At 35.7% G+C, this 16011-nt stretch carries 16 protein-coding genes, 1 pseudogene and 1 riboswitch; of the genes and pseudogenes, 2 read left to right on the forward strand and 15 right to left on the reverse strand.

Annotated elements, in window-relative coordinates:
- Window positions 1–4: 4 nt before the first annotated feature.
- From floA to rpsU, 3 genes are all read right to left on the reverse strand, one after another.
- Window positions 5–1009, reverse strand: a complete 1005-nt coding sequence (floA, locus tag ACQKMV_RS20290) for a flotillin-like protein FloA (protein WP_427423236.1) — start codon at window positions 1007–1009, stop codon at window positions 5–7.
- Window positions 1010–1012: 3 nt separating this feature from the next.
- Window positions 1013–2341, reverse strand: coding sequence for an NfeD family protein (locus ACQKMV_RS20295; protein WP_427506100.1), 1329 nt, complete (start codon window positions 2339–2341; stop codon window positions 1013–1015).
- 338 nt (window positions 2342–2679) lie between these two features.
- The gene (gene rpsU / locus ACQKMV_RS20300; RefSeq protein WP_004227078.1) at window positions 2680–2853 is read right to left on the reverse strand and encodes a 30S ribosomal protein S21; all 174 of its coding nucleotides are present in this window, start codon (window positions 2851–2853) and stop codon (window positions 2680–2682) included.
- Between the two features lie 251 nt (window positions 2854–3104).
- A riboswitch (cyclic di-AMP (ydaO/yuaA leader) is annotated at window positions 3105–3246 on the forward strand.
- Window positions 3247–3378: 132 nt separating this feature from the next.
- Between rpsU and ACQKMV_RS20305 the strand changes: the two genes are divergently transcribed.
- Window positions 3379–4716, forward strand: a complete 1338-nt coding sequence (locus ACQKMV_RS20305; RefSeq protein ID WP_427506101.1) for a TrkH family potassium uptake protein — start codon at window positions 3379–3381, stop codon at window positions 4714–4716.
- 24 nt (window positions 4717–4740) lie between these two features.
- Window positions 4741–5397, forward strand: a complete 657-nt coding sequence (locus ACQKMV_RS20310) for a potassium channel family protein (protein ID WP_427506103.1) — start codon at window positions 4741–4743, stop codon at window positions 5395–5397.
- Between the two features lie 57 nt (window positions 5398–5454).
- On the opposite strand, the gene ACQKMV_RS20315 is transcribed toward ACQKMV_RS20310, so the two are convergent.
- The 12 genes and pseudogenes from ACQKMV_RS20315 to ACQKMV_RS20370 form a co-directional block, all read right to left on the reverse strand.
- Window positions 5455–6024: a manganese catalase family protein gene (locus ACQKMV_RS20315; RefSeq protein WP_323647324.1), complete on the reverse strand. Its 570-nt coding sequence runs from the start codon at window positions 6022–6024 to the stop codon at window positions 5455–5457.
- Between the two features lie 105 nt (window positions 6025–6129).
- Complete coding sequence (locus ACQKMV_RS20320) at window positions 6130–6393, reverse strand: spore coat protein CotJB (RefSeq protein WP_134018446.1); 264 nt, start codon at window positions 6391–6393, stop codon at window positions 6130–6132.
- A complete protein-coding gene (locus tag ACQKMV_RS20325; protein WP_427506105.1) occupies window positions 6386–6613 on the reverse strand; it encodes a spore coat associated protein CotJA in 228 nt (75 codons plus the stop codon). The genes ACQKMV_RS20320 and ACQKMV_RS20325 overlap by 8 nt, the downstream gene beginning before the upstream one ends.
- A 317-nt stretch (window positions 6614–6930) precedes the next feature.
- The gene (locus ACQKMV_RS20330) at window positions 6931–7416 is read right to left on the reverse strand and encodes a DedA family protein (RefSeq protein ID WP_427423242.1); all 486 of its coding nucleotides are present in this window, start codon (window positions 7414–7416) and stop codon (window positions 6931–6933) included.
- Between the two features lie 698 nt (window positions 7417–8114).
- Window positions 8115–8786 (reverse strand): deoxyribose-phosphate aldolase, encoded by a 672-nt coding sequence (deoC, locus tag ACQKMV_RS20335; RefSeq protein WP_427506106.1) that lies wholly within the window; start codon window positions 8784–8786, stop codon window positions 8115–8117.
- A 205-nt stretch (window positions 8787–8991) separates the two neighbouring features.
- Window positions 8992–10341 carry a tRNA (N(6)-L-threonylcarbamoyladenosine(37)-C(2))-methylthiotransferase MtaB gene (gene mtaB / locus ACQKMV_RS20340; RefSeq protein WP_427506108.1) on the reverse strand — a complete coding sequence of 450 codons (1350 nt, stop codon included), beginning with the start codon at window positions 10339–10341 and terminating at the stop codon, window positions 8992–8994.
- A gap of 447 nt (window positions 10342–10788) precedes the next feature.
- Window positions 10789–10869 (reverse strand): hypothetical protein, encoded by an 81-nt coding sequence (locus ACQKMV_RS20345; protein WP_427506149.1) that lies wholly within the window; start codon window positions 10867–10869, stop codon window positions 10789–10791.
- Between the two features lie 7 nt (window positions 10870–10876).
- Entirely contained in the window at window positions 10877–11656 is a 780-nt protein-coding gene (locus tag ACQKMV_RS20350) for a hypothetical protein (RefSeq protein WP_427506109.1), read from the reverse strand.
- Between the two features lie 254 nt (window positions 11657–11910).
- Complete coding sequence (locus ACQKMV_RS20355) at window positions 11911–12195, reverse strand: hypothetical protein (RefSeq protein WP_427506150.1); 285 nt, start codon at window positions 12193–12195, stop codon at window positions 11911–11913.
- Window positions 12196–12496: 301 nt separating this feature from the next.
- Complete coding sequence (locus ACQKMV_RS20360; protein ID WP_427506111.1) at window positions 12497–13285, reverse strand: CsxC family protein; 789 nt, start codon at window positions 13283–13285, stop codon at window positions 12497–12499.
- Window positions 13286–13426: 141 nt separating this feature from the next.
- A complete protein-coding gene (locus ACQKMV_RS20365) occupies window positions 13427–15049 on the reverse strand; it encodes a BC_2427 family protein (protein ID WP_427506112.1) in 1623 nt (540 codons plus the stop codon).
- Between the two features lie 730 nt (window positions 15050–15779).
- Window positions 15780–16011 (reverse strand): annotated as a pseudogene (locus ACQKMV_RS20370) (CsxC family protein); the annotation flags it as partial.

The raw sequence follows: 16011 nt of genomic DNA on the forward strand, positions 1-16011 counted from the left end.
TTTTTTATGCGTTAGGTTCATTTGTATCAGACTTATCTGAGCTTACTTTTGAAATGGAGTCTCGCATTGCTGTATCAGCTTGAATATTACGGTAGTTCATGTAATCCATAATACCAAGATTACCCGAACGTAAAGCTTCTGCCATCGCCTGTGGTACTTCAGCTTCAGCTTCCACTACTTTTGCCTTCATCTCTTGTACACGTGCAATCATTTCTTGCTCGTTCGCTACAGCCATTGCACGACGTTCCTCAGCTTTCGCTTGGGCAATGTTTTTATCTGCCTGCGCTTGTTCAATTTGTAATTCAGCACCGATGTTTTTGCCTATATCAACGTCTGCAATATCGATCGATAAGATTTCAAATGCTGTCCCAGAATCTAAGCCCTTTGCTAATACAGTTTGAGAAATCATATCAGGATTTTCTAGAACTGTCGTATGACTAGAGGCACTACCAATTGTAGAAACGATCCCCTCACCTACACGAGCAATAACCGTTTCTTCACCAGCACCACCGACTAAACGCTCGATGTTTGCACGCACAGTAATACGTGCCTTCGCTTTTACTTCAATCCCGTTCATAGCAACACCTGCAATAAATGGTGTTTCGATTACTTTAGGATTAACAGACATTTGTACCGCTTCTAATACGTCACGACCTGCTAGATCAATGGCTGCACAACGTTCAAATGTTAACTCGATATTTGCACGGTGAGCCGCGATTAGCGCATTTACTACACGGTCAACATTACCACCTGCTAAATAGTGACTTTCTAGTTGATTAATCGTCACAGGTAACCCTGCTTTATGTGCTTTAATTAATGGGTTCACAATTCGTGATGGGATTACACGACGTAAACGCATACCGATTAATGTGAAAATACTAACTCGGACACCTGCTGCAAGTGCAGAAATCCACAGCGCCACTGGTACAAAGGTAAAGAATACCGCTACAACAATGAATAATAAGACTAGCCCTACAATTGGACCAATTAAAGCTAAATCAAATCCCATTTGCTATTCCTCCATCTCTTTTTCTGTTTGTCTCACAACAATACGTGAGCCCTCTACTTTAATAACTTCTACATGTTTCTCAGCGTCAACATAGCCACCTTCCGATACTACGTCAATGCGTTCATTACCAAATAGCATTGTACCTGCTGGACGAAGCGGTGTAATCGTTGTACCCACTTTCCCAAGCAGTTCTGTGCGATTCACGTTAGATACATAGCCCTCTTCCGTCGTTGTCGCATCCATCAAGACTAGCTTGTTTAAAACATGCAATTTTTTACCGAAAAATTTCATCAGGATCACCATTCCTATTATCGCTACAACAAGCGCAATGAAAATTGCTATAATCATTTGCATCATGTTTGCACCTGCCAGTATTAGACTTAGTAAAATTAGCACACCACCCAAAATACCAACAATACCTCCGGGGACAAAAAATTCCGCAACTACAAGCGCTAAGCCTACAATAAATAAAAGTAATGTTTCATAACCTGCAAAGCCCGCTACCATATGACCGAAGAAAAATAATCCAAGTGCTGACAATCCCATTATACCTGGAACACCAAAACCTGGTGAATAAAGCTCAACTACAAGTCCCAAACTTGCAATCGACAATAAAATCGGAACTATAATCGGATTCGTAATAAAACGAGCAAGTTTTTCAGCAAAAGTAGGCTCTACTGAAACGATGTCACTGCCTTTTAATTGCGTTTCTTCTAAGAGATCTTGGAAATTCGAAACCGTCCCTTCAGAATAACCAACTTTTTCTGCCTCCGAAGCAGATAAAGTTAATAAATTCCCTTTTCCTGCTCGAAATTTTGGTAAATCAACAGATGCATCAGCCATTGCTCTTGCATATATTGGTTTGCGTTTTTTTGTTTCTGCAGCTGCTTCCATTTGAGCAACCCATGCACTATGAGCCTTTAAGTCTGCCGCATTTCCTGCTGAGTCAATAACTGCAGCCGCCCCGATCGTTCCATTTGGCACCATATAGATTTTATCCGCATGTAAGGCTAAAAAGGCACCTGCAGAATGCGCGTCTTTGTTAATATACGCAATCTTAGGTATATCCGTTGCATCCATAAGCATAGCAATATCACCTGCTGCATTCACGAAACCGCCAGGCGTATGAATGTCTAAAATAATCGCCTCTGCATCGTTTTCTTCCGCCTCTTTAAAAGCTCGATCTAAAAATGCGTGAAGTCCTCGTTCTACTTCATTATGAATAGGTATGTGGTAGACCTTGCTACTTGCAAAAGCCGACGTTAATGGAAACGCTAACAAAAATGTCACCCAAATAACTAATAAATAACTGAGGATTCTCCGTCTCCGCATCTTTTTCCCTCCCTTCTAACATGCTTCTCTACTGTATATACGACTGACTATGCAAAAAGTTTCACAAATCTCTTAATAATTTTATTATACAGTGAATATTTAATTTGTGGGCTTTATTAACCGTATTTAACTTGTACAATCTAAACAGCTATGTAAACATAAAAGCCGAATGAATCACAAGGATCACATTCGGCTTCTCAATATGTACGTAAATTTGAGCTTAATGTAAAATACCTGAAATTAATCGAAATGTGATTAATTTCAGGTATATTTTTGTCTGCTCAGTGAATCATACAATTGCGTGTTATGAACGTAGGGATTTTTAATGGGAAATTAAATTACCACTTACGTTTACGTGCAGCTTCTGATTTCTTTTTACGTTTTACGCTAGGTTTTTCGTAGAACTCGCGCTTTCTAACTTCTTGAATTGTACCACTTTTTGATACAGTACGTTTGAAGCGGCGAAGAGCATCTTCAAGCGATTCGTTTTTGCGAACGACAGTTTTTGACATCTCTCTTTCCCTCCCTCCGAACACACGTCAATACACAAATAGGCTATTAACCATCTGCTGTGTACTAAAGAATTATAACGTATTGTCTAAAAATGGTCAATAGAAAGTGTACGAATTAATATCGAGAATTTTTGGTTTTATTTCTTTAGGAATTTTCGGCTTACATTTTGTCCACAATAAACAATAGTATTGTTACCTAAAAATTTAGGGTTTACAAAAAATAGAATATGGGCGTAGAATTATCACATTCAATTATATAGTAGCCAAATCTCAATCATTTATGAGAACGGAGGACCCAGTATTTTGGGGTTAATTCTGCATTGCAGAAGGAATGAGAAACTCTTTCGCCATTCTACCCGTCAGCTAACTTCGTCGGCTCAAGCGAAGGAGGTCATATTAGACCACTTATGAGTATGTTTATTTTTATGCCTTGAAACATACAAAAACAGTTGGTCTTTTTATTATGTCAATTTAACATTTTATAAGTGATTTAAAAATCTTTATCCAAACATTGAGGAGAATACGATGAAAACAGTGAAAAATAAATTAAATCCTCCTAAAATACTTGTTTTGGGCTTTGCTACTATTATCCTAATTGGAACGTTTTTGTTAACTCTTCCTATTGCAACGGAGAATGGTGAGGGACTTTCTTTTTTAGACGCCTTATTTACCGCTACTTCTGCAACGTGCGTAACAGGACTGATTGTTGTAGATACTGGTGATACATTTTCTATATTTGGAGAATTAGTTATTTTATTTCTTATCCAAATTGGTGGATTAGGCTTTATGACGTTTGCAACACTATTCTTTTTACTATTAGGAAAAAAAATTTCCTTAAAAGAAAGACTTTTATTAAAAGAAGCCTTCAATAATATTACAATGGCTGGTCTTGTTAGACTGGTTAGAAGGATACTACTATTTACTGCACTAATTGAATTAATAGGTGGTTTAATTTTATCTATTCGTTTTTCGTTCGATATGCCTGTAAGTAAAGCTATATATTTTGGCTTCTTTCATTCCATCTCGAATTTTAATAACGCTGGATTTGATTTAATGGGAGGCTTTAATGGGTTGACCAAATATGTAGACGACCCGTTTATCGTTTTAACTATTTGTGCTCTTATTACAATTGGTGGCTTAGGGTTTATCGTCATCAATGAACTATATGAATATCGGGAAACAAAACGCCTTTCCGTGCATTCAAAAATTGTATTAACCACAACGCTTATTTTAACAGTTGGCTCGACGCTTTTAATTTTCTTATTTGAATATGGAAATAGTAAAACACTTGGACCTTTGTCTGAATGGGGCAAAATTCTTGGTTCATTATACCAAGCTGTTACTCCAAGAACTGCTGGTTCAAATACTCTTCCTATAGGAGACCTAGCACAATCAACACTATTTTTAATCATCTTGCTGATGTTCATTGGAGCAGGTTCCGGTTCCACAGCTGGGGGAATAAAAATAACAACCTTCGCGCTTTTAGTTGCTACGATGTGGTCACAAATTAGAGGAAAAGAAGATGTTGTTCTCTTTAGACGTAGAATAGTTAACGAAACAATTTTAAAGGCTTTAACAGTCACAATGTGTGGAATGATGATTGTTATACTCGTCACGTTTGTCTTAAGTATTACTGAGCAAGGACATAGTTTTATGATGTATTTATTTGAGGCAACCTCTGCGTTTGGTACAGTAGGACTTTCTATGGGATTAACTCCTGAGCTATCACCTGGTGGTCGACTAGTCATCATATTGACAATGTTTGCTGGTAGATTAGGTCCATTAACAATTGCTTTTGCCATAACAAAACGACGGAAATCTGAGGCATTCCGTCATCCTAAGGGAAATATTATGATTGGGTAATCACATAAAGGAGAGTGGAGTGCAATGGCTATCAAACAATATGCTGTAATTGGCCTAGGTAGATTTGGAACAAGTATAGCTCGCAGATTACATGAAGCTGGGCAGGAAGTTTTAGGAATCGACATTAATGAGGAAAGAGTCGAAGATGCTGAACTATATGTGACACATGCAGTAGTCGCTGATACGACAGAAGAAAAAGCTCTTACCTCTTTAGGAATAGGCAATTTCGATTATGTCATCGTGGCAATAGGCAATGATATGCAATCGAGCATTTTAACCGTATCATTATTAAAAGAACTTGGAATCAAAAAGGTGATTGCAAAGGCTCTTGGAAAAAGACACGGGCAAGTTTTAGATAAAGTAGGAGCTGATTGGATTATCTATCCTGAAAGAGATATGGGAGAGCGAGTTGCCAATCAGCTTCTCTCACCTAATATGTTAAACTATATTGAATTATCAAAAGAATACAGTATAGAAGAAATTATGATTCCTTCAAAGATGGCTAGACAAAATCTTCGAGATTTAGACCTTCGTGCGAAGTATAATGTAAGTGTCATTGCCATTGTTCGAGAAGGGGACATTATCATTTCTCCCTCCCCTGAGCAGATTATTGAAGAGGAAGATTTATTAGTAATGATTGGTCACCGGAAGGATCTTGCTTTATTTTCAAATATTGAATAATAGTCAAATAGGCTGTGTCAAAAGGAGTTTTCTCTTGACGCAGCCTATTCACCTCTTTTAAAAGATCTTCTTGCTATCCCGATCATCTTTTAAAATCTCTACAGCTTCTCTAAAACGTAGAGAATGGACGATTTCTCGTTCACGTAAAAATTTCAAGCTATCATTCAGATCAGTGTCATCAGATAAATCAATAATCCACTGATATGTCGCTCGCGCTTTTTCTTCAGCGGCAATATCCTCATATAAATCAGCAATCGGATCCCCTTTAGCCTGAATATATGTTGCCGTAAACGGTGATCCAGCTGCATTCTGATAAAATAATGCCCTGTCATGATTAGCGTAGTGTTCTCCAAGACCTGCTTCCTTTAGCATCTCTGGAGTGGCATCCTTCGTAAGCTTATAAATCATCGTGGCAATCATTTCCAAATGAGAAAATTCCTCTGTTGCTATATCTGTTAACAATCCAACTACTTTATCAGGAATAGTATAGCGCTGATTCATATATCGAAGTGCTGCTGCTAATTCTCCATCTGCACCACCATACTGCTCAATTAAATACTTAGCTAGCATAGGGTTACATGTACTCACCCTTACTGGATACTGGAGTTTCTTTTCGTAATACCACAAAAATAATTCCTCCTAGGTACTCATAATCAATTTAGGCTCGCTATAATTGCGTCCGGAATCGGCTTTGTGCTCGCACAAAGAACGTCTAAACCTAGCTGAAAGAAATTAGACTTGCCATGGCCAAGGTGTATCCACCCAATTAAAAGGATAATTTGAATAACTTCTCCCAAAATTCATAAGTGGACCAAATTTTTGCTCAAATTCAACCTTAAGTCGCATGCTTATTTCAGTGTTTTCATTAAATTGTTGAATGGCATCATAATCGTGAGGATGAGTATCTAAATAAAGATTTAATTCCACTATTACAAAATCAATGGCTTGTATTTCTTCAAGTAGCTTATAAAATTCGGGTGGCATCTCTTTACTCACTCTTCATCCCTCCTTCTCGGGGATTTGGATAGGGGCTAAATAATTGAGGCCATAACGTACCAGATCTGAGAGCTTCTCTAGGGGTTTGATATTGTGGTAGCCCAGGCGGTTGAAAACCCATATATAATTGAGGCGGTGTAGAAAAACTTTTAACTCTTATAGGTGGACATGGATCGAATGGGCTAATATAAGGCTTCCAATATTTATATTGCTTAAACATTGTATCCTCCCTTCTGTAATCAATTACATCAGTGGAGTATATGAGGTAGATTAAATTATTATTCAGACGACTAGTGTTATGATCTGGAAGAAGTCACAGAATGAGATGTAAAACTTCCCTTGCATAGCACTTGATATGAAAGTAACATTCGACACTTGTTCTGTCCTAAGAAAAAGATGTTAGAAACTGTTAATGTTTTGCTCAAAGTACACTACACTCAGACGAATTAAGTTTGCACAACCACATAAAGTAGCTCGCATTTCGAAAAACGCGAGCTGTACTTTTTATTCATGCATTTTAGTATATTGACCGTATCTTTATATAGTTACACCAACAAAGTATCCAATAGAAATAAATATAATTACCCATGTCAAAGCTCCAAAACAAGCGAAAGCTAGATAAGTTCTTAATTTCATTTGGGTTATTCCAGACATGTAACTTGTTACATGTCTAATACCTGGAACGTAGTATCCTATAATAATCGTCCATGGTCCAAAACGATGAAACCAACGTTCAACTTTAGTAAACCGTTTATTATTGAGACCGATCCATTTTCCATACTTTAATATTAAAGGCTTCCCTAATTTATTTCCTATTGCATAGCTAATGATCATGCCAGTAGACGAGCCAAGAAAGCTTAAGAAAATACTCAATAGATAGTTTAAATGCCCCTCATGACACATAAATCCCACAAACGTCATCAAAATCTCATCGGGAATAGGTAAGCCTATTATCCCTAAAGATAAGAGTAAAAATATAGCAAGATATCCATATTGACTTATAAAACTACTTATGAATTCCACGGATAGTTTCTCCTTTTTTAATACAATTCGTTACATTTATCATTAGACAGCATATATTCCTCCATTTTTTCCTTAAGAATTAATACCTATAATGAACATTTAAACGTAGAGGCAGTCGATTAAATAATAGTATTTAACAGAGGATTAGCCTGTTAATTCAACGCATTCAATCTTATGATAACCTATGTTATCGATGTTACTAAGTTATGTAAGAATTCGGTTCGTATCTATACAATGTTCTTATAAAGAAAAAATAAATTAGTCCAATAGCCAAGATTTTTTCATCTATAAAAAACTTAATGATAGAACCATAAAAATTATAATATTCCTCTCTATACATTTTTGCAATTACTCTTCATAATACATCATCTACTATAAGTTAAAAAGAGGTGTATTGTGGATGAACAAATACAATAAATCGATTGGTTAAATAATCGATATAAATCATCACTAAATAATAGGAAATTTAACAACTAGCTTAAATTTTATTGTTGTGAGATTTCAAGTGTAAAGAGGTCTTAAAAATTTGATTATTTGAGTTGAAAATTAGTTTTTAAGAGAACATGTTGATGAATTGAATGAATATTTTCCATTATTAGACACTCGCCGAAAGTAATTAAAAGGCATTATCAAATTCTACATGAAAATGGGGCTAGTCCATAACGAACCGCCCCGTAACATTTACTATAAGAATTCCATTAATAATTAGAATCTGCAATTAATCCGTTCATAATAGCTACACCAGAGCTTGCTCCAATACGAGTTGCTCCAGCTTCGATCATTTTTTTCATATCCTCTAAGCTTCGTACACCGCCAGAGGCTTTTACACCTAAATCTGGACCTACAGTTTTACGCATTAACGCAATATCTTCTGCAGTTGCGCCTCCAGTAGAAAAACCAGTTGATGTTTTCACATAATCAGCACCTGCTACCACTGCTAGCTCGCATGCTTTTATTTTTTCTTCGTCAGTTAGAAGGCAAGATTCAATAATTACTTTTACAAGTGCATTGCCTTTTGCTGCTTCAACAACTGCAGCAATATCTGCTTGCACAAGGTCATAGTTTTTATCCTTTAACGCACCAATATTTATAACCATGTCTACCTCTTTAGCACCGTTAGCAATCGCATCTTTCGCCTCGAATGCTTTAACAGCTGGAGTGTTAGCACCTAAAGGGAAGCCAATTACAGTGCAAACTAAAACCTCTGAGCCTTGTAAAAGCTCACTGCTATATTCTACCCAAGTTGGATTTACACAAACAGAAGCAAAGTTAAATTGTTTTGCCTCTGCACACAGTTTTTCGATTTGTTCTTTTGTTGCTTCAGCCTTTAATAATGTGTGATCAATCATACGAGCGAAATTTTGTTCCATTTTTATTAAACTCTCCTCTATCAACAAGTTGTACGTACCTCTTGAAATCATAACATTTTTTAACGTTGCCGTCTAATTTCTTTCTAGTTAGGTGAATTCAATAAGTGTACTTAGAAGACAAATACGTGATATCTATAAACAAAAATATAGTAAAACACCGTCCAAAGCTTGTTTGAACGGTGTTTCTATTCATAGGTACTCTATTTTATTTTACAGTTTCTAATACACGAACAAATTGTCCTTTAGAATGAGGATATCCAGCTTGGGTAATTTTCACCTTTACAAGTTGACCGATTAGGTTTTCAGAACCTGCAAAGACTACTTTTAAGTAATTATCTGTATAACCCGTTAAAAGCCCTTCCTCATCGCTTCCATCATGCACGAATTCTTCAGGAATTACTTCTAGTACTTGATCTTCAAAGCGAGAAGCGTATTCCTTCGCTAATTGGTCATTTAACGCAATTAGACGGTGAACACGTTCATTTTTAATGTCCTCGTCAATTTGGTCCTCCATACGCGCAGCTGGTGTACCTGTACGTGGAGAGAACGGGAATACGTGTAATTCAGAAAACTTATGATCACGAATAAAATTATACGTTTCCATGAACTCTTCCTCAGTTTCTCCTGGGAAACCTACGATTACGTCAGAAGTAACAGCCAAGTCTGGTAAAGCTTCATGTAATTTAGTTAAGCGTTCACCGAAGAACTCCATTGTGTACTTACGACGCATACGTTTTAAAACTGTATCAGAGCCAGATTGGATTGGAATGTGTAAGTGGTTGACAACGATATTTGATTCACGTAGTACTTCAATCACTTCATCTGTTAATTGACTCGCCTCAATCGAAGAAATACGAAGACGTTTTAAGCCTTTCACATTCACCTCTAAATCGCGTAGTAATTGTGCTAGGTTGTAATCTTTTAAGTCTTGTCCATAGCCACCTGTATGAATACCAGTTAGGACAATTTCAAGATACCCCGCATCCACTAGTTGTTGTGCTTGGTTTAATACTTCTTGAGGGTCTCGAGAACGCATTAATCCGCGAGCCCATGGAATAATACAAAACGTACAGAAGTTATTACAGCCTTCTTGTATTTTTAAAGATGCACGTGTACGATCTGTAAATGCAGGCACATCTAGTTCCTCATAGACACGATTTTTCATAATGTTGCGTACAGCATTAATAGGTTGGCGTTCAGTAAGATATTGGTCTATGTAGCCAAGTAATTTTGTACGATCCTGTGTTCCTACTACAATGTCAACACCAGGAATCGCCATAATTTCTGCTGGAGATGTTTGAGCGTAACATCCAGTAACACAAATGACAGCGTCTGGGTTTTGACGAATAGCTCGACGGATAACTTGACGTGATTTTTTATCCCCTGTATTTGTTACTGTACATGTATTAATGACATAAACGTCTGCTTGACGATCAAACTCTGTACGTTCATAGCCCTCTTCTTTAAATAGCTGCCAAATTGCTTCTGTTTCATAATGATTTACTTTACAACCTAGAGTATGGAAACTCACGATTTTTGGTCGCTCGTTACTCATAATATATATCATCCTTTCAAGAGTACACTACAATAAATTATTAACGTGTCTTATAATAGCACAAATAAATGTATTGAGCCTAGTTTTTTAGCTATGCTCATTTTATTGCATATCTTAAAAACAGTAAATTAATCACATTTGTTTGTTTTTCTTATCAAAGTTATTCATCTTAATGCACACTTCTCTATTGCATAAAAACCAACAGCATTCGAAGTTGTCACTACTAACTATACACAAATACAAACTCTTAATGCACCTATAATAATAGTTGCATTCCTTCTATTATATAAATAACAATAACCACCCTTCATGGAGTGGTCATTTATAAATTAGTTAATTAAAGCATTCCTATTTATTACTAGACGCCATTTATTATAGTCTTTACTTATGTAGAGCTTGGTGAAAAAATATTTTTTACGGCACCTATTATTCCAGGCACAAGAAGTACTATACCAAAAAGACAGTAAATAAGTTGAAATGTAATGTGTCATAGAAAGCAAACCAATCACTGAAAATTAGATTCCGCAAAAGTCTATCACTTATCTCCGACTGGCTTTAGTAGATTTGCTGGAATAAAACCAAAATTCGGATCTCCCACCATCAAATAACCGTTAATCTCGATTCCTGGTGAATAAAAGACAGTTCCCTTCAACTCTTTTCCATAGTATCTTGTTATTACTGGACCATTGTATAGCTCTGTATCTTCTGTTAATATATACGAACCTTCATTTCTTGTTATCTTTTCAAAAATTCGAATATCAGTGCTATCAAGAATACCGGTATTAATTACAGGCCCTCCTTCAATATCTCCTGCACAATAATGGCGATATAATTTGCCCTTCTCAATAGAAACTAATAATAATGATGGAGTGCAAACCTCTTCACGTTTTCCAACTTTTAAATACTCACCATATTTGATGTAGGAATATGGATATCCAGGATTTTCAACACCAAGATGATTAATCATGACAAATGCCGGATTGTTATAGAAAGATGCACGAATATCGATTGGTACTTCTTTGAAAACTACCAAATCCGTTGCTTGTACCCGATATTGCCCCATTTGATAGAATGTTTTTCCATCATATTTCTCAATATCATACGTTTTAAAGAAATTATTACGCTTAACCATCAGCGAATCAAATGTACCATCTGGATTTTTCTTGTATACCTTGATATCTTTTTTAAAGGTCATTTTTCCGGTTTGCCCTTTTACAACTTCTGCTCCATCATACATTACTTTTGCTTCTGATTTTGTTGGATTTACTACCGCTATTACAAATGCTGCTAGTAACACAATAAATAATTTTTTCATTATTCTCCCCCTATATTTAAAAAAAACACAATATCTTACTATTATATACTAGTTATCTAATATTCTACCAAAGAATGTAAAAATATAACAAAGGCAGTGTGTTTTTCTATAACATTATTTCTCACATCTACCATTCTACCCAATTCTCGATATTTGATTTATCACATATAGTTAAACGACTATCCATTTCCTCTATCCAGTTATAGAAAGGTACTGGACGTTCTTTATAAGGAGTTTTTTCTATATATGATGATTTAACTCTCCTTACTACCTAAACACCCTACAGTCTTGTTATAAGCCCCTTCGAATACAGCTCTTAATGTACTTGTTACTGTCAGTACACCTTCTTTAATATCCATAGCTATTTTGAATAGAACATTTTTTGCTTTGATGAAATCAGGTGAACTTTGAACCTGAAAAGCTTCGGGCGGGATACTTTCGACTAAACAGTGGACATGGAAGGCAATATCATTCTTTTGTAGCTTCACTTCTAAATCTAAAGGCAAAACTAATTGATTCATGTTATAATCTTTAAACATAAGGATCCTTCTTTCTGTATAATTTTGTTGTGGTGACTTAATTTTATCAGAAGTGGTCCTTATTTTTTTTATGAAAAAAAATTTAAAGCCGGTGAAATTTTACTGATCGTAAAATTTCACCGGCTTTTTAGTTTAGAGATGGATTTTGTCCCAGCCTTACTCAAATATTGGATTTTTATAAGTGCAATAAATATTGGATTTTTATAAGTGCAATAAATATTACATGTTTATTTTTTCGATTACATTTTTTTGCAGTAAACTGCCTTTTTTTCTTGTTCTACTCCTCTAAAAACTAGGGTTATTAAGGACACATAGGAGGAGTAAGCCCTAAAAGATTAGGAGTTATTACATTAGTACCTGCGCCAAGGCGGATTTGTTGAACTTGCAGTACTTTTACAGTAAGCTCTAGCACGATTTTTTCACGTATTGTGCTGAAAGTACTTTCTGGTGCTACCATGGTTGGTGAAAAATCAAGTTCAAAGAAGTTTGCAGCTACTAACTCACCAAATGGTTGTTCATTATATTTAACAAGATTTTGGAAGAACGCTTTATCCAATCGAGCATCCATTTGCGTTTTTTCATTAAGGAAGTTCGCTTCGGCAAACTCAGAAATTCCTAAGATTGGAGTAGGGCCTCCTGGTGTTTGTGGGAAAGTAAGGTCTGTAAAACCAGAAAATTGAACATCAGCAATTCTATCTCGAAGTGCCCCATTACATGCTGATGAAGCATATTCTATATTTTTGCGCATATGTCCCGCTACAAATAATTTAGCTCTTGTTACCCTAAAAAAGTCAGTGCCATCAATACGTAAAAAGCTAACGGGTACTAATTTAACTTGATTTAGGAATACATTTTTTTTCACTCTTTTGATTTCAGTTGCTGCAGGGGTAAGGGTAATATCTGACTCCACAACTATTTGAAGTGTTGGTTCTGCTAGTACAACTGGAACTTTAATAGTTGGAGTTGTAAGCGGTGTAGCGATTACTGGAGTAGTAGCACTAGTTAATGGTAATTGTTCAGTTGATTTTACTGGGCAAGGCTCGCAATGATTAACATGACTATCTAATTTACTTTCCAATTGTTCACTCAAAAAAAAACCTCTTTTCATTGTTTTTATGAGACATCTCTCATATCGCTAGAATATGTAGCGATTTAATCTAAACATGGACATATACACTAGTTTTTTAAAAAAAAGAGTTTTTTGAGCAGAAAGATAAGCTTCAAGTATCCTCTAGATCCTTGGCACTCGAATTTTCTGTACTTGTAGCATTTGAATGATTAATTCTAATACTATGTTTTGACACATTTGATTTACATGAATTAATGACCCATTCTGTTCAGGTACATTCCGAGTGTGAGATGCAGTATATTCAATTCCCTGATGAATATAACCTTCAATATATAAATTCCCCTTCAATGCTGAACATGTCCCATTACCTAATGATTGAGAAAACTGATTAGGAACGAATTTACAATTGGTCAATACTACCTCATTCGAGATATCTTTAATTCCCACAATTCCTTTTTCAAATACTATATTCTCTTCAAGGCATATTTCTATTTTATATTCACCTACTACAACCGGAACTCTAATGTGCATAAAGTCATCTGAACTGTAAGAGTGATTATTTGTTTTTCCTTGTTTAAATGATTGTGTGTTATGTAAGGGCATTCCAACTGATTTAGATGGATAACTCTTCTGATTATGTTGATCATAAGTATGAGTTTTCATTAAAAATACAATTTCATTAATTTTTGAATGAACCAGCCGACAATCAGGCTGTTCAGGATAATCCATTGTAGTACTAAATAGTTTGGTTTCAAATTGAGGAGTAAGATGATTGTCTAGATCAAGAAAATCAAATGTATTTTTAACACTCTCACCACAGATAGGAGCATGAAGAAAATCATCAATTTCCACGTGAGTAGAAATTAGAATTTTTTTTGTTATAGAACATACTTTTCCTTGCACTGACCCAGTAGATGCACTATCATGACCCGCAGGATTGTTTTTTCCCAACACTTCTGTATCAATAGGACTCATAATTTCATCCTCCCCGTTAGATTCAGAAGGACTTAAAAATTCAAGATTAGAGTCTAGTTGAGATGCAAAATCTTGATCTTCCACAAGATTGGTTCCTTCTACCTCTTTTATATTAAGGAGGTCATTCATTTCATCCTCAACATCAATTTCAGAAGGGATCAGTAGCTCACAATCGGAACCTAGATGCACTGCAAGTTCCTGTTTCTCTACAGAATTGGTTTCTTCCGCCGTTTTTATATCAAGGAGATTATTCTTTTCATTCTCAACATCAATTTCAGAAGGGATCAGTAGCTCACAATCGGAACCTAGGTGCGCTGAAAGTTCCTGTTCCTCTACAGAATTGGTTTCTTCCGCCGTTTTTATATCAAGGAGATTATTCTTTTCATCCTCAACATCAATTTCAGAAGGGATCAGTAGCTCACAATCGGAACCTAGGTGCGCTGAAAGTTCCTGTTCCTCTACAGAATTGGTTTCATCCGCCTCTTCTATATCAAGGAGATTATTCTTTTCATCCTCAACATCAATTTCAGAAGGGATAAGTAGCCCACAAGCGGAGTCTAGATGCGCTACAAGTTCCTGTTTCTCTACAGAATTGGTTTCATCCACCTCTTCTATATCAAGGAGATCATTCATTTCATCCTCAGCATCAACTTCAGAAGTAATGAGTAACTCACGATCGGGATCTAAATGCGCTGCAAGGCTAGTTTCATTTTCTTTTTCTATAGTAAGGAGGCTATTACAATAGACGAAAACTTTTTGCTTGGAACTTATTTCTTTCATCTCTCTATAATTAATCCATGGAGTTTTCATTAGTTCACTCCCAAATAATGTTTTGACAAATAAAGTGCAACAGTTAATCCGTAAAAATTCTTACGCATTTTTCCAGCCAAGAAGTCATTTTGGTCGATTTTTTATGATAAGATTTTATGAATTCTTCTAGAGAGACTTGTTCAACATCCGTTTTCTTCAGGGGAAAACTCAAGAAGTAACCCGTTTTTCATTCTTATTTCTTCCACTTACCTTGATGAATAGATTGTTTAAAAACAGCGATTTCCTTTTCCTTTTCTAATATCTGATAACAGCTAAACACTTTTGCTTTTATTTTGCTCGAAATATGATGGATGTGTATAGCTTAAAATGAATACCTCTTTTTTCAAATATTGTCAAATAAAATTCAAACGATATCATTATGAGCTACTTTTATTTTGATCTAAGTGTTGCACTTATAATTACAATCCATTTTATGCATTATTTTTACTTTTGTCACCGAGTACTTTCGAAAATCTCAGTAGCAATTGAGATACTAATGCGTTTGAGAGACGATTGCGTAGTAAAAACTAAAATTTTATCTTTACATTATTTTTTTCAACTCGATTATTTTGATAGCAACTACAGTGCATTTACGATCGATATTATTATAGAAAAAAGGCAGTTGAAAATTCGATTTAATCGAACTTCCAACTACCAACTCAATTATTGGATTTTTTCAGTACCCTCAAATGTCCTATTATATCTAATTTCCTCCTCTAAAAATTAGAGATTAACAAGATTCAGGAGGATCTACACTAGGACTAACTGGAGGAGTAAGCCCTGTAAGATTAGGAGTTATTACATTAGTGCCTGCTCCAAGGCGGATTTGTTGAACTTGCAGTACTTTTACAGTAAGGTCTAGTACAATTTTTTCACGTAATGTGTCGAAAGTGCCTTCTGGATCTGTCATAATTGGTGAAAAATCAAGTTCAAAGAAGTTTGCAGCTACTAACTCGCCAAAT

Source organism: Lysinibacillus sp. NPDC094403 (assembly GCF_050278745.1).
In the GTDB taxonomy this organism is placed as follows: Bacteria; Bacillota; Bacilli; order Bacillales_A; family Planococcaceae; genus Lysinibacillus.